Genomic DNA, 21,725 nt, shown 5'->3' with positions numbered 1-21,725 from the left:
TATGGACGGCCAGCTCCACATTCATGACAGCCCCTTGCGCCTGACCGAACAGGCGCGCAAAGGTTTGTGTCAGATATGAAACTCCGACGCTTCTTTCCAACTTCGAAAACTTGGGCTGCGGATGTGATCCGCAAATACATGCCCAAGCGCGAAGAAATGGCGCGCAACAAATACCTGCGACCCATTGCTCACCGGTTCTTGTCGCCTGAATTGTGGCGTTTTACGCGCCGTTCTGTCCCTCGCGGTGTGGCTTTGGGCCTCTTCTCGGCCTTTATCATCCCTGTCGGGCAGATATTTCTCGCAGCGTTCTTGGCATTGCCATCACGCGCAAATGTACCGCTTGCCGCCCTGGTTACCTTTGTCACCAACCCGTTCACTATTGCATTTTGGGCAGTGCTCGCAAATCGCGTGGGTCAATTCATGCTGCGTATTGATGCCGCTACAACCGGGGTTGCATCAGAGCAATTGGAAAGCGGAGCGTGGCAATGGGTGATTGATGCGTTTCAGGTTGCAGGCGTCACGGTTGTCGGATTTTTTGTCCTCGCAGTGGTATCTTCTTCTACCGGTTATCTGCTCTCCAGCGCCATCTGGCGTATTCTCGTTGCACGCAGACGGGCAAAACGTTTGAAACGAATGGAAGCACGCCTCGACCAGCGTCTCAACGCAAACTAAGGCTGGCTGTTCTAAGTTAGAAACAGGCGACTGAGCGCTTGAACGGGATTGGGATCAGTTGATCGGGCCAAAACTATCCAAACTGGCGAATGCGGATCAGGGCGTAGAGCGTCTGACCGGACGTATATCGATTATGTTCGGCGCGTTGGCTGGTGCGCTATTGCTAAGCGCGGCGGTGCTGTTTTTCGCAACCTCTGACCTTGTTTTGACGCTTGCATACACGCTCGGCTTGGCCGTGCTGCTCGGCGGTATTTTCATTTTTGAGAGAACTCAGGCTGACCCTGAAACAGAGGCCGATGCATCAATGGATTGGTCAGTCACCTTCGCGGCGATTGAGGGGGAGGGCGACAATACCGCCGTTGCAATTACCGACAGAGCCAATCGACTTGTTTGTGCGAACAGCGCGTTTACGGATGGTTTCGGCATAGGAAGCTCACCGCCTTCACTGCCTTTGGAGCGACCGGAGCTTGAGGCGATGACGCGGCTGGCCCGCCAAGCATGGCGCGATGGATCTGGAGAGCTTGAAGAGCTGCCTACCCCTTCAACCACTGAAGCGTGGAAAGTTAGCGTTACACGCGCAGGTCGGGCTGATGATCATTTGATCTGGCGGTTCGTTAAACTCGCTGGCGACATTGGCGACACCATAGAAGATCTCGATTTATCGGGGCCGTTTGGCCAGATGCTTAGCCGTGCCGGTATCGAGACCGCGATCACAAGGGCAGATGGGGTTGTTCGATCGGTCAGCTCAGGTTTTGCAGAGCGCGCCGCTGGTGACGGTTCGGCAACTCTTGCTGGACAAGACTTTGTTTCGTTCCTGCGCTCAGATGACCGTGATCGTATCTTCTTCAGCCGCGAGGGGCGTGGCGGTACGCCGCAGACACTTGTCGATGTCCCGCTGCTCGACCCATCACAGGTACGAACTGCGAGCCCAGATGCCAATGCAACATTAATGTTGTTGATCGACAGCGGAGTGGGTGTTGGCGGAGGCTGGGAAGGCTCAGCGCAGGCTGGCGTGGCTCAGCTTGAGGCGCTGCTTGCGCAATTGCCGCTTGGCCTTGCGATGACGGATCGCGACGGACGCTTCTTGTTCGGCAACGAAGCCTTTCTGCGTTCGGTCGACCGTGAAGGCAAAGGTCTACCGGCGTTTCCGACCGACCTTGTTGTTCGCGAGGATAAGGCGGCGCTTTCCGATGCCGTACGCCGGTATGGCAGAGGGCCTGCGACAAGCGGAGATATTCCCGTTCGGCTAGTATCGCAGCCAGATGAGACGGTTTCACTTGGGCTTGCTGGTGTTCGCGGACTTGGCGAAGCGGCTGTGCTGCTGAGTCTCACAGATTCCAGCGAAGAAGCTCAGCTTAAGCGGCAGGTTGCGCAAGCGACCAAGATGCAGGCGGTCGGGCAATTGGCAGGCGGTGTGGCGCATGATTTCAACAATGTGCTGACAGCAATTATCGGCACCTGCGACCTGATGCTGCTCAGGCATACGCCGGGCGACAGCGACTATGATGATATCCAGCAAATTCGCGCTAACTCAAACCGTGCAGCGTCCTTGACGCGGCAATTGCTGGCTTTCTCGCGTCAGCAAACCTTGCGGCCGGAAATTCTTCAGCTTCCTGATGTTGTCAGTGAGGTCGGGCCGTTAATCAAGCGTCTGTTGGGTGAAAAGATCACCTATTTCGTGCAACATGATCGCAACCTTGGCGCCGTGCGCGCTGACCCGCAGCAGCTTGAACAGGTAATCATGAACCTCGCTGTGAATGCCCGCGACGCGATCCAATCCAACGGTCGGGGAGGTGGACGCATTTCGCTCCTGACCCGAAGTCTCAAGGCAACCGAAGTGCTGAAGCTTGGCTCAGAGGTTCTCCCTCCTGCAGATTACACCGTGCTGATCGTTCAGGATACGGGCGGCGGCATCCCTGCGGAAGTGCTGCCCAAACTGTTTGAACCGTTCTTTACGACCAAGGAACAAGGGAAGGGTACCGGCCTTGGTCTGTCTACGGCTTACGGTATTGTGAAACAGTCCGGCGGTTTTCTATTTGCAGACAATGTTGCTGATCAGAATGGAAAACAGGTCGGTGCGCGCTTCACGGTCTATTTCCCGGTTCACCGTGGAGAGGCCCCGAAACGCCGCGAGGCTCCTGCTCCCGTATCTTCAGAATGGTCGGCTGGAGGCCGGATCCTGTTGGTTGAAGACGAGGACATGGTCCGTGCGGTGGCGGAAAGAGCGCTTGCTCGCGCCGGTTATGACGTCACCGCATGCCCTGGCGGCGAAGACGGGCTGGAAGCCATCACCGACGGCGGCGAGTTTGATCTTGTCGTGAGTGATGTGGTCATGCCCGGAATGGACGGACCAGCGATGGTTCGCGAAATTCGCTCGAGAATTCCGGACATGCCAGTGCTGTTCATGTCAGGCTATGCGGAAGAGCAACTGCGCAAGGATATTGATATTCCTGATATGCACTTCATTGCGAAGCCATTCAGCGTCGCGTCAATTGGTGACAAGGTCAGTTCGGTAATGCACGCTGCGAAGTCTGAAAAAGTATCTTCCTGAATTCGGGCGGAAATCTTTATGAACCTGTAGCCTCCACACTGTTCATTGCGCATATTGTTTCACGCGTTATCGTATAGGTTGTGATCGCAGGGGAGGGTCAGTTCATGAATACCAAAACATTTTTCCGCGCAGCCAAGTTCGCTTCAGTTTGCGGGGCCGCGTTGATTTCCACGGTTGCCATTTCCCAGAGCACGTCTGCTCAAGACGAAACAGAGCAAGGCGATCTAGCGGTCACCATTTACAACAACAATCTGGCGCTGGTTCAGGATGTTCGCGAGATCAATATCCAGCAAGGGCAAAGTAGGGTCGAATTTCCTGATGTATCGGCGCGGATACGTCCTCAGACGCTCAGTTTTTACGCGCCCAACACCACAATTATTGAACAGAACTTTGACTATGATCTTCTGACCCCAACAAAGATGATGGAGAAGGCCATTGGCCAGACCGTCACACTGCTGCGCACAAACCCTGCGACCGGCGTCGAAACACGGGAGCGGGCAACGGTTCTTTCTACGGCGGGCGGTGTTGTGATCCGGATTGGCAACCGGATCGAGGTATTGCGTGACGACGGTTTGCCCGTTCGCGTGATCTTTGATCGGGTGCCGCCAAATTTGCGGGCAAGGCCGACTCTGTCGGTCAATATCGATAGCAGCCGCGCGGGTGCCCGGCCGGTATCGCTCAGGTATCTTTCTAGCGGGCTCGGATGGTCTTCGGATTATGTCGCGCTGTATAATGAAGCGACAGACTCGATTGATATGCAAGGCTGGGTGACGCTGACCAATCAAACTGGCACGACTTTCCATCAAGCGAACACGTTGCTCGTCGCGGGCAATCCGAACGGTTCGCGCGGCCGCGGTTTCGGAAGTTCACGCGGACGAATCACCCCGGGTACAGAAAGCGCCAATCGCGAACGGCTGGGCGATTTTTATCTCTATCCGATCGAAGGACGTACCACGATTGCGAACGCGCAGACCAAGCAGGTCAGTTTCCTAGACGTGCAAGGCGTTCCGGCCCGCAAAGTGTATGAGCGCAATGTCGGATGGCTGAGCAATGATAGCAATCCAGTCAACGTAACCAGCGCTATCTCGTTCTCGTCCTCTCGCAATCAGGGGCTAGGAGATGCGCTGCCTGCCGGTACGGTCCGTTTCTACCAGCGAGACAGCAAAGGAACGCCGCAATTCATCGGAGAGAACTCTATCGGCCACACGCCGATGGGCAGCGAACTTTCGCTGGCGACGGGCGATGCCTTTGACATTACTGTACAAGCCGAGGTCGAAAAGCGTGAGACAATCACATCCTCTGAATGGGAGCGTTCCGCTCGGTACCGTGTGATCGAAGACGGTGAAATCGTTCAGCAAGTCGATGTCGAGCGACCCAAAAAATATTACCGCACCACGATGCGCTACACGCTAACAAATGCCAAAGATGATGCGATCGACGTGGACCTGACTCAAAGCGGTCTCAACCGCTATTGGTGGGCGAATGACTATCGTATCGTGAGCGAAGATGTCGTTGGTGAACAGATCAATTATGATCGAAGGAAATGGGTTGTCTCCGTTCCTGCTGAGGGCAAGCGCGTAGTCAGGGTCACCTACGAAACCCGCTATTAAGGGAAGGGCTGCGAGTCATGCGCTTTCCCATACTCATTCTACTACTGTCATTGTTGGCCGTGCCGGCAAACGCGCAGCAGCGCGCTGTCGTAAATGCTTCGGCTCCAACCGATCTCTCAGTAACGATCTACCGTGATCCCAATCGCGATGTCGGGGACGAGATGAACGCCGATTGGCCGGAAGGTTTCGCCATGATCAGCGAGACGAGAACCGTCACCCTTCCTGCCGGCCAATCGACCATTCGTTTCGATGGCGTTGCGGAAGGAATGGTCGCAGTTAGCGCCATCGTGACTGGTCTGCCCGGTGGAACCATCGAAAAGAATCGCAATGCTGAATTGCTTTCTCCGGCTGCGCTGGTGAACGGTGCGCTTGGAAATCGCATCACCATCACCCGCACTAATCCGGCGACAGGTGAGGCCGTTTCCGAACGGGCAATCGTGCGCACACGAGCGGACGGCGGGTTGGTATTGCAATCTGGCGGCGGATTTGAAGCTGTTCGTTGCGCAGGCATCCCTGAAACACTGACATTTGATGGTGTGCCTACAGGGCTATCGGCAAGGCCAGTTTTCTCGATTGATACGCAGGATGAGAGCGGTGGCACCTTTGAGGTGACGCTTACCTACCTCGCTTGGGGTTTTGATTGGCAGGCCGACTACATCGCCACCTTTAAAGAAAAGCCGGGGCGCGGCGAAGAGTTCGAAATGAACCTGCTCAGTTGGCTCAGCCTTGTGAATGATAACGGGCAGTCGTTCGAGAACGCGCAGCTTCTGGTGATCGCCGGAACCCTCAATATCGAGAGTGATTTTGAGAGCCTTGCTGATCCACCCGTTGCTAGCCCGCTGCGCCTGACATGCTACCCTTTGGGCAACACGAAACAAGGTTCACCAATTCCAGTAGCGCCGCCTCCGCCGCCTCCTTCTCCAGCGCCAGTGGGCTATGCTGAAGGCGATATGATTGTCGTTACTGGCTCGCGTATGAAGCGGTCGAATATGGAGGCTGGAGCTCCGGTTGCGGTGATGTCGGCTCAAGAAGAGCAGCTTGGCGATCTGAAACTCTATCGCGTTCCAAAGCGTGTTACCGTTTCGGCAAAAGGGCTGAAACAGGTGGCGTTCCTTAACAAGCAGCAGGTCAAAGCGCGCTTGCTCTACCTGACTGAGTGCAGTCCCTATTATTGGCGCGACCCAGAAGGAGAGTTTGCCCCAGCAGGGATGCTGCTTGTAACCAAGAACACAGACAAAAATGGTCTGGGTGTGGCTCTGCCACAAGGGGCAATGACGCTATACGAACCCGGCGGTTTTGGCATTCAGATGGTCGCGCAAACCGACTTGCGTGACTATGCGCGGGGGCAAGATATCGAATTGGAATTGCCAAACAGCAATCAAGTCAACGTCTCTTGCGGCCGGATCAAAGAAGATGCCGAGCCGGACGAGAATGGCCGCAAATGGGTTAAGATGCAGGCCGAGCTGCGCAATGCCAATCCTCACGATGTGACGATCCGTTTATTGCTTGGCGAATCAGGTGAGTGGAGTATCCGGCCGCGCGGAACCAAAACCCGCGTGAAGAATGGATACGAGATCGTTGAAATCAAAATTGCGGCCAACTCTACACGAGATTTTCGCTGGAAAATCCGCGGAAATTCGCGCTGATCAGCGCTTTACTGTACATCTGTAGGAAATTTTTTGTTCCACTCTTGTTCTTCTGGAACAAATGGAATACATACTGTCTTCACAAGGGGGCGGTCGATAATTCCTGATCACCTCTAGGCAAGTTAAGGAGGCCGTGCGATGGCTACTAATCTTAAGTTGGTAGATAAGGAAAAATCCGTGGACCGTTCAAAGGCGCTCGACGCCGCGCTCGCTCAGATTGATCGTGCATTCGGCAAGGGCTCAGCGATGAAGCTCGGCTCGAAAGAGGCGATGGAAATTGAGGCGATTTCAACCGGCTCGCTCGGCCTTGATATTGCGCTTGGCATTGGCGGCCTGCCTAAAGGTCGCGTGATCGAAGTGTATGGTCCGGAAAGCTCCGGTAAAACTACGCTAGCGCTGCATGTGATCGCCGAAGCGCAAAAAGCGGGCGGCACGGCAGCATTTGTCGATGCCGAGCATGCACTTGATCCTGTTTATGCAAAGAAGCTGGGCGTAGATATTGATGAACTGATCGTCTCTCAGCCTGATACAGGTGAGCAGGCGCTGGAAATTACCGACACTCTCGTACGGTCTAATGCGATTGATGTGTTGGTGGTCGACTCGGTCGCGGCGCTTGTTCCGCGCGCTGAAATCGAAGGCGAAATGGGCGATTCTCATGTTGGTCTTCAAGCGCGGCTTATGTCCCAATCACTGCGCAAGCTAACCGGGTCGATCAACCGTTCAAAGTGTATGGTGATCTTCATCAACCAGCTGCGCATGAAAATTGGCGTGATGTACGGCAACCCAGAAACAACCACTGGTGGTAACGCGCTCAAATTCTACGCTTCGGTCCGTCTCGACATTCGCCGCATCGGTCAGATCAAAGATCGTGATGAAGTGATCGGCAACTCGACCCGCGTCAAAGTGGTGAAGAACAAGGTCGCTCCGCCATTTAAGCAAGTCGAATTCGACATCATGTATGGAGAGGGCGTTTCGAAGCGCGGCGAAATTCTCGATCTCGGCGTGAAGGCAGGGCTCGTGGAGAAATCGGGCAGTTGGTATTCCTATGACAGTGTCCGCATCGGGCAGGGTCGTGAAAATTCCAAGACCTATCTCAAGGAAAACCCAGAAGTTTGTGACCGGTTGGAAGCCGCTATCCGCGGCCGCACCGACGAGGTCGCCGAGGAAATGATGGCGGGGCCGGACGCGAACCCCGACGACTGATCCTCAAGCGGGCTAGGCTGCGATCGCTGCAGCGCCCGGAAAACCGGAAAACCGGCGCTCGCCAGTCCCACCCCAGGACATAAGGCGAGGCCGGTTTTTCTGTATCTGGAAACCTAGAGATGGCGAATTTTGTAAGGCCAAACTGCGACATTGAGTGGGTTAGAATCACGCAGTGCCTTGTCGCCGCGCGGTGCATTGCTTAACTGCCATCCTATGACGTCAACCAATGATATTCGCCGGTCGTTTCTCGACTTCTTTGGCAACGCTGATCATGCGGAGGTGCAGAGTGCGCCGCTGGTGCCGTATAACGATCCGACGCTGATGTTCGTGAACGCGGGGATGGTACCATTCAAGAATGCCTTTACCGGCCTAGAAACGCCGCCTGCACCGCGTGCGACATCGTCGCAGAAATGCGTGCGAGCAGGCGGGAAACACAACGATCTGGACAATGTTGGTTACACGGCCAGACATCACACGTTCTTCGAAATGCTCGGCAACTTCTCTTTCGGAGATTACTTTAAAGAACAGGCAATCGAGAACGCGTGGACCTTACTCACCCGCGAATGGGGCTTGTCGCCGGACAAATTGACAGCAACGGTCTATCACACCGACGATCAGGCCTTTGAGCTATGGCGCAAGATCTCGGGTTTACCCGAGAACCGAATTATCCGTATCTCTACGAACGATAATTTCTGGTCGATGGGTGAGACAGGGCCATGCGGGCCATGTTCAGAAATTTTCTACGATCACGGCGATCATATCTTTGGCGGACCTCCCGGTAGTCCCGACGAAGATGGAGATCGATTTGTTGAAATTTGGAACCTCGTCTTCATGCAATTCGATCAGCAGTCGGATGGAAAGCGATGCGATTTGCCAAGTCCCTCTATTGATACGGGGATGGGGCTCGAGCGGATCGCGGCGGTCATGCAGGGAGTGCACAACAACTACGACACGGACACTTTCCGGTCACTGATTTCTGCTTCGGAGCGCCTAACACGCGTTGCTGCTGAAGGTGACAATGTCGCGAGCCACAGAGTGATCGCAGATCATCTGCGTTCGACCAGTTTTCTGATGGCAGACGGAGTTCTCCCTTCCAATGAAGGGCGCGGTTACGTGCTGCGCCGAATCATGCGGAGGGCAATGAGGCACGCCCACCTGCTCGGGGCTAGCGAGCCATTGATGCACCGATTGGTGCCGGGGCTCGTCACCGAGATGGGGCAGGCATATCCTGAATTGGTTCGCGGTCAGGCATTGATCGAAGAAGTGCTCGAACGCGAGGAAACGCAGTTTCGACGGACGCTCGACAAAGGGCTCAAGCTTCTTGATGACGCGACAGGCACCATGAGCGACGGCGACGAGCTTAATGGTGAAACGGCGTTCAAACTCTACGACACCTATGGATTTCCATATGATCTGACTGAAGACGCATTGCGCGCGCGCGGCATCGGAGTGGACCGGGGGGGATTTGATGAGGCGATGACCCGTCAAAAGGAAGCCGCTCGCGCGGCCTGGAAAGGCTCCGGAGAGGCAGCATCTGGTGAGGTCTGGTTCGATATTGCTGAACGCGAAGGCAGCACCGAGTTCACCGGCTACGCGGCAACTTCAGGCGAAGGCACAGTTGTTTCGATCTTGAAGGATGGCAATGAAGTTCCGGAGGCCAGCGTTGGCGATGAGGTTGTAATCCTTACCAATCAGACGCCTTTTTACGGCGAAAGCGGCGGCCAAGCGGGTGATACTGGAGCAATTTCCACCCCGACAGGTTTTTCCGCCGCTGTTAGTGACACCAGCAAACCGCTCGGCCGGATCCACGCCCACCACGCTAAGGTAGGCGCTGGGAAAATCTCTATCGGCGACAACGTGCAGTTGGAAGTTGATGGAGAACGGCGTGCGCAAATTCGTGCCAACCACTCAGCTACTCACCTTGTCCATGCCGCACTCCGCAATCAATTGGGCGGTCATGTTACCCAAAAGGGGTCTTTGGTAGCTCAGGATAGACTGCGGTTCGATTTCTCTCACCCAACGGGACTTACAAACGAGGACGTGCGGGCCATTGAAGCCGAAGTGAATACCGAAATCCGTGCCAACGAGCCGGTGGCGACTCGATTGATGAGCCCCGATGATGCAGTCGAAGCAGGCGCTCTTGCTTTGTTCGGCGAGAAATATGGCGATGAAGTGCGAGTTCTCTCTATGGGTCGCACTGGGCAAGAGGGGCGCAATTATTCCGTCGAATTGTGCGGTGGCACCCACGTCAACGCAACCGGCGACATCGGCGTGTTCCGGATCATATCCGAGAGCGCGGTATCCTCTGGTGTGCGGCGTATCGAGGCATTGACCGGCGAAGCAGCACGGACGTGGCTTGTCGAACGGGAAGACGCATTGAAAGCGGCTGCCAGCACAATTCGTGCGACTCCAGAGGAGGTGCCAGCGCGCATTTTGGCGTTGCTAGAGGAGCGTAAGCGGCTCGAAAAGGAGCTCGCCGAGGCTCAAAAGGCACTTGCGCTTGGCGGCGGAGGCGGAGATGCCGGTGTCGCACCTACCGACGAAGAAATTGCTGGTATCAGTTTCAGCGGGCAAGTGATTGAGGGTTTGAATCCGAAAGAACTGCGACCTTTGCTGGATGAGGCCAAGCAACGCCTTGGGTCGGGAGTCGCGGTCATTGTCGCCGTGAATGACGGGAAGGCGAGCATTGCAGCAGGGGTCACAGATGACCTTACTGCTGAGCACAGTGCAGTCGAACTGGTTCGCGCAGGCGTCGAGGCTCTAGGCGGGAAGGGCGGAGGCGGCCGGCCAGATATGGCTCAAGGCGGCGGACCCGATGGAAGTAAAGGCGATGAGGCTATCAACGCAGCGAAAGCCGTGATCGGCGGCTAATAAGCCGCGCTCATGCTTCGAGAGTTGTTGTCGATGTGCGGAGTTTCGGCTTTTCGGAAAGGCCGCCATCACGCTCGAGGCGTTCTCGGTACTCGTCACGTTTCTCGTGAATCGAAGCGATAACGGGTCCCATGGCCACTCCAATATCGACCAGAACAGCTTCTGAAAGCTGGAGGGAGCTTTCGAGGTTTTCCGGCACCGCATGACTCGCGCCTGCACGATAGAGTTGTGCTGCGTGGTCTGTATCGCGTGCACGAGCGACGATCAGGAGATCAGGATGTTGCGCTCGTAATCTTGAAACGAGACGTTGGGCCAGAACCGGTTCGTCCATCGTCAGGACCAGCGCCGGAGACCGCTCAATCCCAAGCCGGGTGAGGGCGTCACCGCGAGCGGCATCGCCAAATATCGCTCGATAGCCGCCACGTTTTGCACCGTCGATCATATCGGGATCAGAATCGAGGATGACGTAAGGCTGCTCGTGCGCTTTCAGCATGTCCGCGATCAATCGGCCAACTCGGCCCCCACCGATTATGATTGTGCGTTGTTCATCGTGATCATCTTCGGGCAGTTCCGGCACTGCCTCCACCTTCCGTGCAATCACCCGCCCAAGCTTGGCGAGAAGCGGTGTGACTGTAAGGCCGATTGCCGTCACGATCTGCCAGAACTGCGCTGTTTCTGTATCAATCACCAAAGCGCTCGTCGCGGCGGCTAAGACGATGAGGGTTGTCTCGCTCGGGCTTGCCATCAGGACACCTGTTTCCGCCGCAGTGCTGCGTCTCGCCCCCATCATCCGGAGCAATGAACCGGTGACGACAGCTTTGAACAGCAAAACCCCGACGACTGCGGCTGCGATATTGGCCCAGTCTCCAATGATCGTCATGACATCAATGCTCATGCCGATGGTGATAAGGAACACGCCCAGCGCGAGCCCTTTAAAGGGCTCCATAATGCTCTCGACTTCGCCGTGATATTCCGTTTCTGCAATCAGAAGGCCTGCGATCAATGCGCCAACGATTGGTGACAGGCCCGTCGCCGCCGTCGCGAGACTGGCGCCGATTACGACCAGTAGTGACGCCGCCAGAAACAGCTCAGGGCTTTTTGTGCGAGCCGCCTGAGAAAACAAACGGGGAAGGGCAAAACGGCCAAGCACGAGCAAGACAACAATCACCAACCCGCCTTGGACCAATGTCTCCGTAAGTCCGGTCCACCCTTCATCGGCGGCATTCGGGGCGAGGGCGCCAAGAATGAAGATGATTGGTACGATCATGATGTCTTCGAACAGCAGCATCGAAAGCGCAGCTCGTCCGACTGGCGATTTGGTGCCAGATATCGGAAGAACGATTGCAGTGGACGAAAATGCGAGTGCAAAGCCGAGCGCGAGAGCCGGGATTGTTTCCATACCCGCGTACCAACCGAAGAATGCGGCAGATACCGATCCGATAATCAGCAGTTCTAACGAGCCGAGGCCAAACACCAGTTTGCGCATCTGCCAAAGTCGGTTGAATGACAGTTCTAACCCGATGGCGAACAAAAGCAGGATGATTCCAAAATCGGCAAATGGAGCCAGTCGTTCGGGGTCCGAAATGGTGACATATTGCAGCCACGGCGCCTGATCGACGAACGTGCCAAGACCGAAAGGCCCCACCAACAACCCGATAACAATGAAACCGATGATTGGGGTTACGCGGAAGCGGGCGAAAACCGGTATCACAATGCCGGCTGCACCCAGAATTACGAGTGCATCCTGCATTACAGGGGACATGGTGAGTTCGCCGGCCATTATCGCGGCTTACTCTGCGCTTTGGGCCATGTCATCCGTCATTCTGACTATCGGCAGGCAGACCAAGCGGATCCGAGATGTTGCCGACACGCTTATCCCATTCGATCCTGTATAGGTCGAAACGGCGGTCATGGAGGTTTTGGACGGTCCCTTCAGCGCGAGCCCAGCTAAGGTCGGCAAGATTCACGTCACTTATCGTCAGTGTTTCTACATTTTCGCTAGCCTCTGCGGCGATACCGTCACGCGCAAATGGGAAATCGCAAGGCGTAAGGATACAGCTTTGAGCGTATTGAATGTCCATATTTGCAACATTCGGCAGGTTCCCGACGTTCCCGCTCATCACGACATAGCATTGGTTTTCAATAGCGCGCGCCTGGGCGCAATAGCGCACGCGCAAATAGCCCTGTCTGCTGTCTGTGCAGAACGGCACAAAGATGATCCGAGCACCTTCATCTACAAGCCGTCGGGCAAGCTCCGGAAATTCGCTATCATAGCAAATTAGTACGCCGATAGGGCCACAATCGGTCGGGATTGCATCGATGCTATCGCCGCCTTTGATGTTCCACCAATACGCCTCGTTAGGGGTGGGGTGAATCTTTTCCTGCGCATGAATTGAACCATCCCGAAGGCAGACATAGGCGACATTATGGATATCGCCGTCCGGCATGCGCGTCGGATGAGAGCCGCCTATGATGTTGATGTTATACGACAGGGCCATATCGGAGAGGCGTTTGCGAATGCGCGGCGTATATTCGCTTAAGAGTTCGATCGATTCCAGCGGGCTTTGTTCTTTCTCTTCTGCGCTAAGCAGCATCAAAGTGAATAGCTCTGGAAAGACGATGAAGTCGCTCTCGTAGTCTGCGGCGACGTCGACGAAGTACTCGACCTGTTTCATGAACTCGTCGAAATCGGCCACAGCACGCGCCTGCAATTGGCATGTCGCGATCCGAACACTCTCTACATCGCGTGGAAGACGGTGCTTCGGAGGTGAGTCCACATCGACATAGGGGTTGCGCCAGATCATGCGTACGGCGTTGGCTCTGGATTGTTTATCTTCTGGCAAGTAATCGCTCAGGATGCCGTGCGGCTCGAATCCGTTGGCTAGCTGGAAACGCAACACTGGATCATGGATTTTGGTGTCGATAACCTTTTGGAGGTACTCCTCAGGCGAATCTGCTCGGTTCGTCTTGCGACGCATTGCCTTGGCTAGGCCAGGCATCCGGCCGCCAAACACAATGCCTTTAAGATCAAGCCGCTCTGCTAACGCACGGCGTTCCTCATAAAGCCTGCGCCCAAGCCGCGTTCCGCGCACGCCGGGATCGACGCACATTTCATACCCATAAAGCCAGTCCCCCGTCGGGTCATGGCGAGAGCCGAAACCGTTACCAGTTACTTCGTCCCAAGTGTGATCTGCCAATGCGACATCCTCATCGAGCCGCATCGATGCGCAATAGCCGACGATCTCACCGTCCAATTTCGCGATAAAGCAGCCGTCAGAGTAATTGTTAATCTGCCCGCGAATTTCGCCCTGCGTGTAGGCAGGCAGATCAGCGTAGGCCCTGCGCACAAGGTCACCGATAGCACGCACATCATTGAGCTTAGCCTGTCGGATTTCGAGGCGTGCTTTGCGGCGGGGTTGAGGCATTCGTGTGCTATCCTGATTGAAAAAAGGGCGGCGCGTTCATTCGAACGTGCCACCCTCTCTTTACACTGTATTGATACGTCTGTTCCGGTTTAGTTAGGACCAGCTTTGCATCTCTGTCTCGAGGTTGTGTACGATCGACTCAAAGAATTGCTCGGTCGTCTGCCAATTCTGACTTGGCCCGATCAGCAATGCGAGATCCTTTGTCATCTGACCGTTCTCGACAGTCTGGATGCAAACCCGCTCAAGCGTTTCTGCAAACTTCACAACTTCCGGTGTGTTGTCGAATTTGCCGCGGTACATAAGGCCGCGCGTCCAAGCGAAGATCGATGCGATTGGATTGGTTGACGTCGCCTTCCCTTGCTCGTGCTGCCGGAAGTGACGGGTCACAGTGCCGTGCGCGGCCTCCGCCTCGATAGTTTTGCCGTCCGGGGTCATCAAGACAGAAGTCATAAGACCCAGCGAGCCAAAGCCCTGTGCCACAGTGTCCGACTGAACGTCGCCGTCATAATTCTTACATGCCCACACGAACTTACCGCTCCACTTAAGGGCTGAAGCAACCATATCGTCGATCAAGCGGTGCTCGTAAGTGATGCCAGCTTCTTTGAACTTGTCGGCAAATTCAGTTTCGTAGACTTCTTCAAACAAGTCTTTGAAGCGGCCATCATATTTCTTCATGATGGTGTTCTTCGTCGACAGATAAACGGGCCACTTGCGGTCGAGACCATAATTCATCGAGGCGCGGGCGAACGCGCGGATAGAATCGTCAAGATTGTACATCGCCATAGCGACGCCCGAGGTTTCAAATTCGAATACGTCCAGGTCGATTTTCTGGCCATCTTCGCCTTCGAAAACGAGGCGCAGTTTACCCGGACCAGGGATCAGCGTGTCGGTGGCGCGGTATTGGTCGCCAAAGGCATGACGGCCGACCACAATTGGATCAGTCCAGCCAGGTACCAAACGCGGAACGTTGTCGATTACGATCGGTTCACGGAAGACGACACCGCCAAGGATGTTGCGGATCGTGCCGTTGGGCGAACGCCACATCTTTTTAAGGTCAAATTCTTCGACGCGCTGCTCATCAGGCGTGATGGTCGCGCATTTTACGCCGACACCGTGTTCTTTGATCGCGTTTGCCGCATCGATGGTGATCTGATCATCGGTTTCATCGCGTTTTTCGATTGAAAGATCATAATATTTCAGATCGATGTCGAGATAAGGCAGGATCAGGCGTTCGCGGATCCACTGCCAGATGATCCTTGTCATCTCATCGCCGTCAAGCTCGACGACCGGGTTTTGTACTTTGATTTTCTGCATGGCTAACGCCTCATCCCTTCTGGACTACATTTGTGCGATAGGATGTCTGTATTGATCCCTCGAACGCGCTCTAGCAGAGGCGCGCTGGCATTCAAGGTCAGCAGGAGGCTTTTCGAGGTCCAAAAACGCAAAAAGCGCCGGAAACCCGGCGCTTCTGCTCAAATCATCTTGATGGTGGGCACAGGAAGATTTGAACTTCCGACCCCTGCAATGTCAATACAGTGCTCTACCCCTGAGCTATGCGCCCGCACCATCAAATATCCGCTTATTTCGTAAGCGGGAGCGGCCCATTAGCGCGGCAGAAATAAAGGTGCAAGACCTAAGCGCGCGGCGGCATGCAACTTTGACCCTAAAGGCTGGCTTCGCGCTGCTCTTCGAAGACCCGTTCCACCTCGAGTACAAGATCGCGCAAATGGAATGGCTTTGATAGGACCTTGGCGTGTGGCTGTTCGCGGCTCGCCCGAAGAGAAACAGCTGCAAACCCTGTTATGAACATCACTTTGGTGCGCGGTGATATCTCTGCGCAGCGCTGTGCGAGCTCAATCCCGTCCATCTCCGGCATTACGATGTCAGAAAGCAGCAAATCGAATTGCTCTTTCTCTAACAGCGGGATTGCTTCTGTGCCTCTGTCTACCGTGCTGACGTCGTAGCCAGCATTGGTCAGTGCACGTTCCAAATAGGTGCGCATGGCTTCTTCATCTTCGGCAAGAAGGATTCGGGGGGCACGATTCGCTGTCATGAGTATGGTCAGTACAGAGATGAACTTAAGAAATCTTATCGAGAATGTAGGTTGCCCGAAATTGAGACGAGTTGGGGCTGGCGGTGTACTATGTAAGGCTTTGACACGATGATGGAAAGCAGGCAGCAATGCCGATTGATGAGCAAAAGCAATCGCCTTTCTTCCCGAGGAACATCGTTTGGCGACGACCCGCGTCAAGGCCTGATGTCGAGCAGGTCGGGCGGGGCGGTCCAAGATGAACTGCATGGCCCAGCCTTTACTCACGTTTCGCCGCATTCGATGCCCCTTCCCGTTCTGATTGCAGTTCCCCATGCGGGCCGTGTTTATCCCGCTGAAACATTAGCGCAAATGCGCGATTCTGAGTTGAGCCAGCTCCGGCTGGAAGACCGATATGTCGACTTGCTGGGCGTTGAAATCGCCAAGGCAACAGGGGCAGGGCTTTTAGTCGCTCACGCTCCGCGTGCGATGCTCGATTTGAATAGAGCGCACGACGATGTGGATTGGGAAATGATCGACGGACCGGCCCGTCGATCAACAAAGCCAGAACCGGTGCTTACGGGCACCAATCGCCGCGCCAGAAGTGGTCTGGGGCTCGTGCCACGTAGACTGCCTGGTTTTGGAGAAATCTGGCGGCAACGACTAACTAGAGATGAGTTAGATCGCCGAATCGATAGCATTCACCGTCCTTACCACGCATTCCTGGCGCGCGAGCTTGAGCGGATTCGTGACGAATGGGGGGCTGCATTGTTGATAGATCTCCATTCGATGCCGCCGCTCAGGCGTCAATCCGGGCAGGACCATGCCCCGCAAATTGTGCTGGGCGATCGGTTTGGCTCTTCGTGCCATCACAGCCTCATCACGCGTGCTTGTCGCTTTCTTGAAGGGAATGGGAAAGCTGTAGCACATAACCGACCCTATTCTGGTGGATATGTGCTGGACCGCCATGCCTCACCAGTGCGCGGTATACACGCCGCGCAAGTCGAAATGTGCCGATCGACTTACCTTGACGATCGGCTCAGCGAGCCAAGCGACGCATTGCGGCCATTGGCGAATATGCTGGCCGGACTGGTGAGAGAACTTGGAGCGGAAACGGCTCACCTTGCCGCAGGTGGCCGAATGGCGCAGGCGGCAGAATGACAGGATCAAGATGATATCCTGATCGCAAGCTTCTGAAAAATTGAAAAAAAGCCACCTCGCAATTGTTAGGGGTGTGCGAGGTGGCCAAGGTTCAGGGAGGACTGCGCCCAATGGGGCAGTCGCAGGCGGCAGATGAGGGGGACGCCGCCTACGGGGAGTAGATATGACTGAGGCGGGGTGCCTTCAAGAGACACCCCGCCTCAGCGGAATTCAGATTTTCTTTGCTTCGCCTTAGCGCAGCTTAGCTTGCGGTCGGGACAGCTGCGCCATTCGCGTTCGGAGCAGGGACTTTGCCTTGTGCAGATTGCCGCTCAAACAGTTTACGCATCAGGTTCAGCGAGAACATATGAGCGTGGATCAGCATGCCCATACCGTTCTTGTTCAGCGTTTCAACCGTTTCTGTTGGCAATTCGCGAAGCTTCTTCTCATCAACCATGCGGAAGCCGCGGTAAACAAAAGGCGTGTCAGGTGCATCACTGCGGGTGATCGCAATTTCGCCATCCATCAAAATGTCGAGCTTCTTGAGCTCTTCAAGAAATGCCTTGGTGCGCTGACCCGCTTCTTCGAAATTCTTACAGAATTCCAGAACGTTGGTTGTGTACTCGGTCGGATCACCGCCATCAAAAAGCGCCTGACCTTCTTTGTTCGCACCAACAACACCGGTTGTTGGATCGAAGCAAAGCGACATGTCGTCGCTGTCCTGCTGCAGTTTCGCGAGGATAAATGGATAACGGCGTACGTAAGCAGGCACGTAAACGTCTGCCACGAGCTTTCCATCATCACCAATGTATGTGTTCACGCCTTCGTTGAGACCCATAAGAGCAATCGGCAGAGGATTGTCGCCGGCTGTGAAAACAATCGGATAATCGCGCTGCGCGTCAACAAATTCGTCGACAGTGAGCGGAATTGCGTGAGTTTCAGCAAGGAAGTCTGCATTGTCGAACGGGCTGACTTTCCAGTCACCATGCTCGTTGCTGTTAAGCGGAAGCAGATCTTTGTAGAACAGCGGAAGTTGTGGCTGCGGCGCGCTGGCCATGGAATGTCTCCGAAATTATCTGATTGTTGTCTCTAGTCTCAGCTTTTGACGTATAGTCATAGCCGTTGGCACGGCGCTTTAGGCGGTTCGCGCCTTGCGCGCAAGCGGTCCGCGACTAAGCGTCGTTTATGAGGTTATTCGGAGGTACAAGCTTGCCCGGATTGAGCAGACCCTGCGGATCGAGAGCGCTTTTTACGTTGCGCATGATGCTGAGCGAAACAGGATCGCCCAGACGGCCCAACTCCTCGATTTTCATCTGGCCGATTCCGTGCTCCGCGCTGATCGAACCGCCCCATTGAGTCACCAGATCGTGAACATGTGAACTGATCCTTTTGCCCTCACTATCCTCCCAAGCACCAGAAACGGCACCGCTTGGGGCGAGTACGTGGAAATGCACGTTGCCATCCCCTAGGTGGCCGAATGCAACGCCGCGTGTGCCGGGGAAAGCGTCCTCGACTTGTGAGATGGAAGCTTCAATAAACTCCGGCATTTGCTCAACCGGCACAGAGATATCATGCTGCATTGCTGGGCCGAGCGCTCTTTCGGCGGCAGAAATTGAATCACGCAGGTTCCAAAACGCTTCGGATTGGGTCTCGTTCGACGCAATCACAGCGTCCTCTAGAAGGTCAGATTCCATTGCGCCGGCGAGCACGTTTTCGAGCTGTTCGATTAGCGTTGCACCGTCCGCGTCATCCCCGGCGCACTCTATAAGGGCATTCCAGGCATGACGCCCTGCAAGAGGTGCACGGGCATCGGGAAGGTGATTCAGAACGCTATCGAGGCAGTGATCTGGAACAACTTCGAAACCTTCAAGCGCATCACCGATCGCCCGATCAGCATAGCGAAGCAATGATCTCGCATCTTGAATGCTCGCCAGCCCGACCCAAGCGGTTGCGCGAGCTCTAGTCGCGGGCAAAATGCGCAAAGTGGCGGCAGTAATGATGCCAAGCGTTCCTTCTGATCCGATCAGCAGCTGTTTTAGATCGAAACCGCGGTTGTCTTTCTTTAGAGCGGTCAGGCCATCAAATATGCCGCCGTCAGCCAGCACGGCTTCGATCCCGAGCACTTGCGCACGCATCGTTCCGTGCCGCAAAACCTGTGTGCCGCCTGCATTGGTGGAGACAAGCCCGCCGATTGTTGCCGAACCTTTGCCGCCCAGCGTCAGTGGGAAGCGCATATCCACCGCATCTGCGGCGTCGTGCAGTGTTTGCAAAATGACACCCGCTTCGCAAACGCATTGACCGGCCTCAGCGTCACAGGACCGGATGGCGTCCATCCTTCGGAGTGACAGAAGAAGGGCATCGCCGCTTTCATCAGGCGTAGCGCCGCCAGCCATCCCGCTATTGCCGCCCTGCGGGACGATAGGGACCGCATGTTTCGCGCAGAGTTTGACCAGTTTAGAAACTTCGTACGTCGAAGCAGGAGAAGCCAATCCGATAGCTCGCCCTGAATATCGTCCGCGCCAATCAGTGAGCCAAGGGAGCAGCACATCGTCTTCACGGGTCAGTCCTTTAGGACCGAGCAATTCTGCTGCTTCCCTGAGGAAGGCTTCCGAATGGGGCTGGGTGTTCATAATTGTGGCGTCTATGTCACAACTTGGCGCGATAAAGCTAGTTACTTCATGCGAAGAGCAGAGCTAGTTAAGCGAAGGTTCAATCCTGCGCGCTAATGCGCCAACTCACGTGACACAGTTGGTTACGCTAGCGACACCAGGAAATGGAGACAGTTTCCTAACAATGCCAAGTCTGTTTGCCCTTGCGACGCCAATTGCATTGCTGCTGCCGTTGCTCGGCCAGAGCAGCGAACTCGCGGCTGGCTCGGCGATGGTAAGTGCAGGTGAGCCAGTCGTTTCCTCACAGGACGCGAACGAGAAAACGGCATCGCACAAAGTTATATTGGTTTCTCAGCGTTACCCGGCGCAGCGCACAAATGTAGCACCGTTAGACGCGTTTCGCGGCGGCCAAATCGTTCGCCAAGTTCGCATCCAACGGCGGGTTATACTTCGTATTGCTCCGGCAAGAAACCGTAATCGCAATAGCCTCGTGGCGCAGCTACCTCGTCAAGGGCTCAACACGCAATATGAAGAGCGCAAGATGGACAAGTGTGTTCCGGTTGGCGGAATTGCAGGCGTTCAGACAGGCAGCGGTAATCGGCTGCTGTTCTTTATGCGCGATGCGCGGATTATATCTGCGAACCTGGAAAAAGCCTGCCGTGCCCGCGATTTTTATTCGGGTTTCTATGTCGAAAAGAGCGATGACGGAAAGCTCTGTATTGACCGCGACAAGCTGCAATCCAGAAGCGGTGCAAAATGCGAAGTTGAGCGGATGCGTCAGCTAATCGCCGTTAGCGAGTAAGCCGCGGCCTGCCGGCGATGGCTTAAGAACCCTGCATTTCTTGACTTTTGGCGTAATTTTACGCAAATGCCTCGCATGGTTGCGGATGGTGTATAGCACAATTTGGCAGCGCATTTTACTTTGACGGCGTTCGCGCCGCTTTATCCGGACATAATCAAACGTATGACATTCGCCGATCTCGGCCTTTCGCCTGAATTGCTAAAAGCTGTCGACGACGCTGGCTATAGCGAGCCGACGCCTATCCAGGCGGAAGCCATTCCCACGGTTCTGATGATGAGGGACCTGATCGGCATCGCGCAGACGGGTACTGGCAAAACCGCGAGTTTTGTATTGCCGATGATTGATGTGATGGCATCGGGCCGTCGCCGCGCACTCATGCCGCGCTCGCTTATCCTCGAACCGACGCGGGAACTGGCTGCACAGGTTGCTGAGAACTTTGAAAAGTATGGCAAAAACCACGATCTGAAGATGGCGCTTCTTATCGGCGGCGTTCAGATGGGGGACCAGCTCAAGACGCTGAATGAAGGTGTCGATGTATTGATCGCGACGCCGGGCCGCCTAATGGATCTTTTCGAGCGGGGCAAAATTTTGCTGAATGGCTGTGAACTGCTCGTCATTGATGAGGCAGATCGCATGCTCGACATGGGTTTCATCCCCGACATTGAGTTCATTTGCGATAAATTGCCTGACACACGCCAGACGATGCTGTTTTCGGCAACGATGCCTGCGCCGATCGAAAAGCTCGCGAAGAAGTTTATGAGCAATCCGAAGCGGATCGAAACGGCTCGTGCTGCAACGACCAACAAAGACATTACGGCATTCAAGATTAGCGTAGAACAGCGCAAGAAACGCGATACGCTGGAGTGGCTGCTTAACAATGACCATGTCGATACCGCGATTGTGTTTTCGAACAAGAAAACAACCGTCCGTGAGCTGAACAAGGCCTTGCAGCGGAATGGTTTCAAGAGCGGCGAGATCCATGGCGATATCGACCAGTCGACGCGCCAGAAGGAGCTCGAGCGCTTTAAGTCGGGCGAGATCAACATTCTTGTTGCATCTGATGTCGCCGCGCGCGGGCTTGATATCAAAGGTGTTTCGCACGTGTTTAACTTCGACACGCCATGGCACCCTGATGATTATGTTCACAGGATCGGACGGACCGGCCGG

The 21,725-nt window shown here is 55.1% G+C and carries 15 protein-coding genes and 1 tRNA gene; 9 read left to right on the top strand and 7 right to left on the bottom strand.

Annotated elements, in window-relative coordinates; genetic code table 11:
• Positions 1–138 precede the first annotated feature (138 nt).
• The 6 genes from KCG46_RS12405 to alaS all read left to right on the top strand — a co-directional run bounded on the left by KCG46_RS12405 (position 139) and on the right by alaS (position 10,553).
• Positions 139–672, top strand: coding sequence for a DUF2062 domain-containing protein (locus tag KCG46_RS12405; protein ID WP_218405776.1), 534 nt, complete (start codon positions 139–141; stop codon positions 670–672).
• 133 nt (positions 673–805) lie between these two features.
• A complete protein-coding gene (locus tag KCG46_RS12400) occupies positions 806–3,223 on the top strand; it encodes a response regulator (RefSeq protein WP_218405775.1) in 2,418 nt (805 codons plus the stop codon).
• A 104-nt stretch (positions 3,224–3,327) separates the two neighbouring features.
• Positions 3,328–4,833, top strand: a complete 1,506-nt coding sequence (locus KCG46_RS12395) for a DUF4139 domain-containing protein (protein ID WP_218405758.1) — start codon at positions 3,328–3,330, stop codon at positions 4,831–4,833.
• 59 nt (positions 4,834–4,892) lie between these two features.
• Complete coding sequence (locus KCG46_RS12390) at positions 4,893–6,479, top strand: DUF4139 domain-containing protein (RefSeq protein ID WP_218405757.1); 1,587 nt, start codon at positions 4,893–4,895, stop codon at positions 6,477–6,479.
• A 138-nt stretch (positions 6,480–6,617) separates the two neighbouring features.
• A complete protein-coding gene (recA, locus tag KCG46_RS12385; RefSeq protein ID WP_218405756.1) occupies positions 6,618–7,682 on the top strand; it encodes a recombinase RecA in 1,065 nt (354 codons plus the stop codon).
• A gap of 213 nt (positions 7,683–7,895) precedes the next feature.
• Positions 7,896–10,553 (top strand): alanine--tRNA ligase, encoded by a 2,658-nt coding sequence (alaS, locus tag KCG46_RS12380; RefSeq protein ID WP_218405755.1) that lies wholly within the window; start codon positions 7,896–7,898, stop codon positions 10,551–10,553.
• Between the two features lie 10 nt (positions 10,554–10,563).
• Here the strand turns inward: alaS and KCG46_RS12375 are convergent, their stop codons facing one another.
• From KCG46_RS12375 to cpdR, 5 genes are all read right to left on the bottom strand, one after another.
• A complete protein-coding gene (locus tag KCG46_RS12375) occupies positions 10,564–12,333 on the bottom strand; it encodes a cation:proton antiporter domain-containing protein (protein WP_218405754.1) in 1,770 nt (589 codons plus the stop codon).
• Between the two features lie 31 nt (positions 12,334–12,364).
• On the bottom strand, positions 12,365–13,978 hold the full coding sequence (locus KCG46_RS12370; RefSeq protein WP_218405753.1) for a GNAT family N-acetyltransferase: 1,614 nt from the start codon (positions 13,976–13,978) through the stop codon (positions 12,365–12,367).
• A 93-nt stretch (positions 13,979–14,071) separates the two neighbouring features.
• Positions 14,072–15,292, bottom strand: coding sequence for an NADP-dependent isocitrate dehydrogenase (locus KCG46_RS12365; protein ID WP_218405752.1), 1,221 nt, complete (start codon positions 15,290–15,292; stop codon positions 14,072–14,074).
• Between the two features lie 172 nt (positions 15,293–15,464).
• Positions 15,465–15,539: transfer RNA gene (locus KCG46_RS12360), tRNA-Val, on the bottom strand.
• Positions 15,540–15,641: 102 nt separating this feature from the next.
• Entirely contained in the window at positions 15,642–16,031 is a 390-nt protein-coding gene (cpdR, locus tag KCG46_RS12355; RefSeq protein ID WP_218405751.1) for a cell cycle two-component system response regulator CpdR, read from the bottom strand.
• A gap of 138 nt (positions 16,032–16,169) precedes the next feature.
• Here cpdR and KCG46_RS12350 point away from each other — a divergent pair, with 138 nt between their 5' ends.
• Positions 16,170–17,168, top strand: coding sequence for an N-formylglutamate amidohydrolase (locus tag KCG46_RS12350; RefSeq protein WP_218405750.1), 999 nt, complete (start codon positions 16,170–16,172; stop codon positions 17,166–17,168).
• 241 nt (positions 17,169–17,409) lie between these two features.
• Here the strand turns inward: KCG46_RS12350 and KCG46_RS12345 are convergent, their stop codons facing one another.
• A complete protein-coding gene (locus tag KCG46_RS12345; protein ID WP_218405749.1) occupies positions 17,410–18,204 on the bottom strand; it encodes a SapC family protein in 795 nt (264 codons plus the stop codon).
• 115 nt (positions 18,205–18,319) lie between these two features.
• Complete coding sequence (locus tag KCG46_RS12340; protein WP_218405748.1) at positions 18,320–19,777, bottom strand: FAD-binding oxidoreductase; 1,458 nt, start codon at positions 19,775–19,777, stop codon at positions 18,320–18,322.
• A 163-nt stretch (positions 19,778–19,940) separates the two neighbouring features.
• On the opposite strand from KCG46_RS12340, the gene KCG46_RS12335 reads away from it, so the two are divergent.
• Together KCG46_RS12335 and KCG46_RS12330 are read left to right on the top strand one after the other, a co-directional pair.
• A complete protein-coding gene (locus KCG46_RS12335; protein ID WP_218405747.1) occupies positions 19,941–20,558 on the top strand; it encodes a hypothetical protein in 618 nt (205 codons plus the stop codon).
• Between the two features lie 162 nt (positions 20,559–20,720).
• On the top strand, positions 20,721–21,725 hold a 1,005-nt coding region (locus KCG46_RS12330), incomplete at its 3' end, for a DEAD/DEAH box helicase (RefSeq protein WP_218405774.1).

It is taken from the genome of Erythrobacter crassostreae (assembly GCF_019204045.1).
Taxonomy (GTDB): Bacteria; Pseudomonadota; Alphaproteobacteria; order Sphingomonadales; family Sphingomonadaceae; genus Erythrobacter; species Erythrobacter crassostreae.
Note: the sequence above shows the minus strand (reverse complement) of the source record. Positions and strands in the feature narration are given on the sequence as shown.

Excerpts from the sequence above, each read along its gene's own strand:
- KCG46_RS12405 (WP_218405776.1), top strand. The coding sequence starts at position 139 with ATGCCCAAGCGCGAAGAAATGGCGCGCAACAAATACCTGCGACCCATT.
- KCG46_RS12400 (WP_218405775.1), top strand. The coding sequence starts at position 806 with ATGTTCGGCGCGTTGGCTGGTGCGCTATTGCTAAGCGCGGCGGTGCTG.
- KCG46_RS12395 (WP_218405758.1), top strand. The coding sequence starts at position 3,328 with ATGAATACCAAAACATTTTTCCGCGCAGCCAAGTTCGCTTCAGTTTGC.
- recA (WP_218405756.1), top strand. The coding sequence starts at position 6,618 with ATGGCTACTAATCTTAAGTTGGTAGATAAGGAAAAATCCGTGGACCGT.
- alaS (WP_218405755.1), top strand. The coding sequence starts at position 7,896 with ATGACGTCAACCAATGATATTCGCCGGTCGTTTCTCGACTTCTTTGGC.
- KCG46_RS12375 (WP_218405754.1), bottom strand. The coding sequence starts at position 12,333 with ATGGCCGGCGAACTCACCATGTCCCCTGTAATGCAGGATGCACTCGTA.
- KCG46_RS12370 (WP_218405753.1), bottom strand. The coding sequence starts at position 13,978 with ATGCCTCAACCCCGCCGCAAAGCACGCCTCGAAATCCGACAGGCTAAG.
- KCG46_RS12365 (WP_218405752.1), bottom strand. The coding sequence starts at position 15,292 with ATGCAGAAAATCAAAGTACAAAACCCGGTCGTCGAGCTTGACGGCGAT.
- cpdR (WP_218405751.1), bottom strand. The coding sequence starts at position 16,031 with ATGACAGCGAATCGTGCCCCCCGAATCCTTCTTGCCGAAGATGAAGAA.
- KCG46_RS12350 (WP_218405750.1), top strand. The coding sequence starts at position 16,170 with ATGAGCAAAAGCAATCGCCTTTCTTCCCGAGGAACATCGTTTGGCGAC.
- KCG46_RS12345 (WP_218405749.1), bottom strand. The coding sequence starts at position 18,204 with ATGGCCAGCGCGCCGCAGCCACAACTTCCGCTGTTCTACAAAGATCTG.
- KCG46_RS12340 (WP_218405748.1), bottom strand. The coding sequence starts at position 19,777 with ATGAACACCCAGCCCCATTCGGAAGCCTTCCTCAGGGAAGCAGCAGAA.
- KCG46_RS12335 (WP_218405747.1), top strand. The coding sequence starts at position 19,941 with ATGCCAAGTCTGTTTGCCCTTGCGACGCCAATTGCATTGCTGCTGCCG.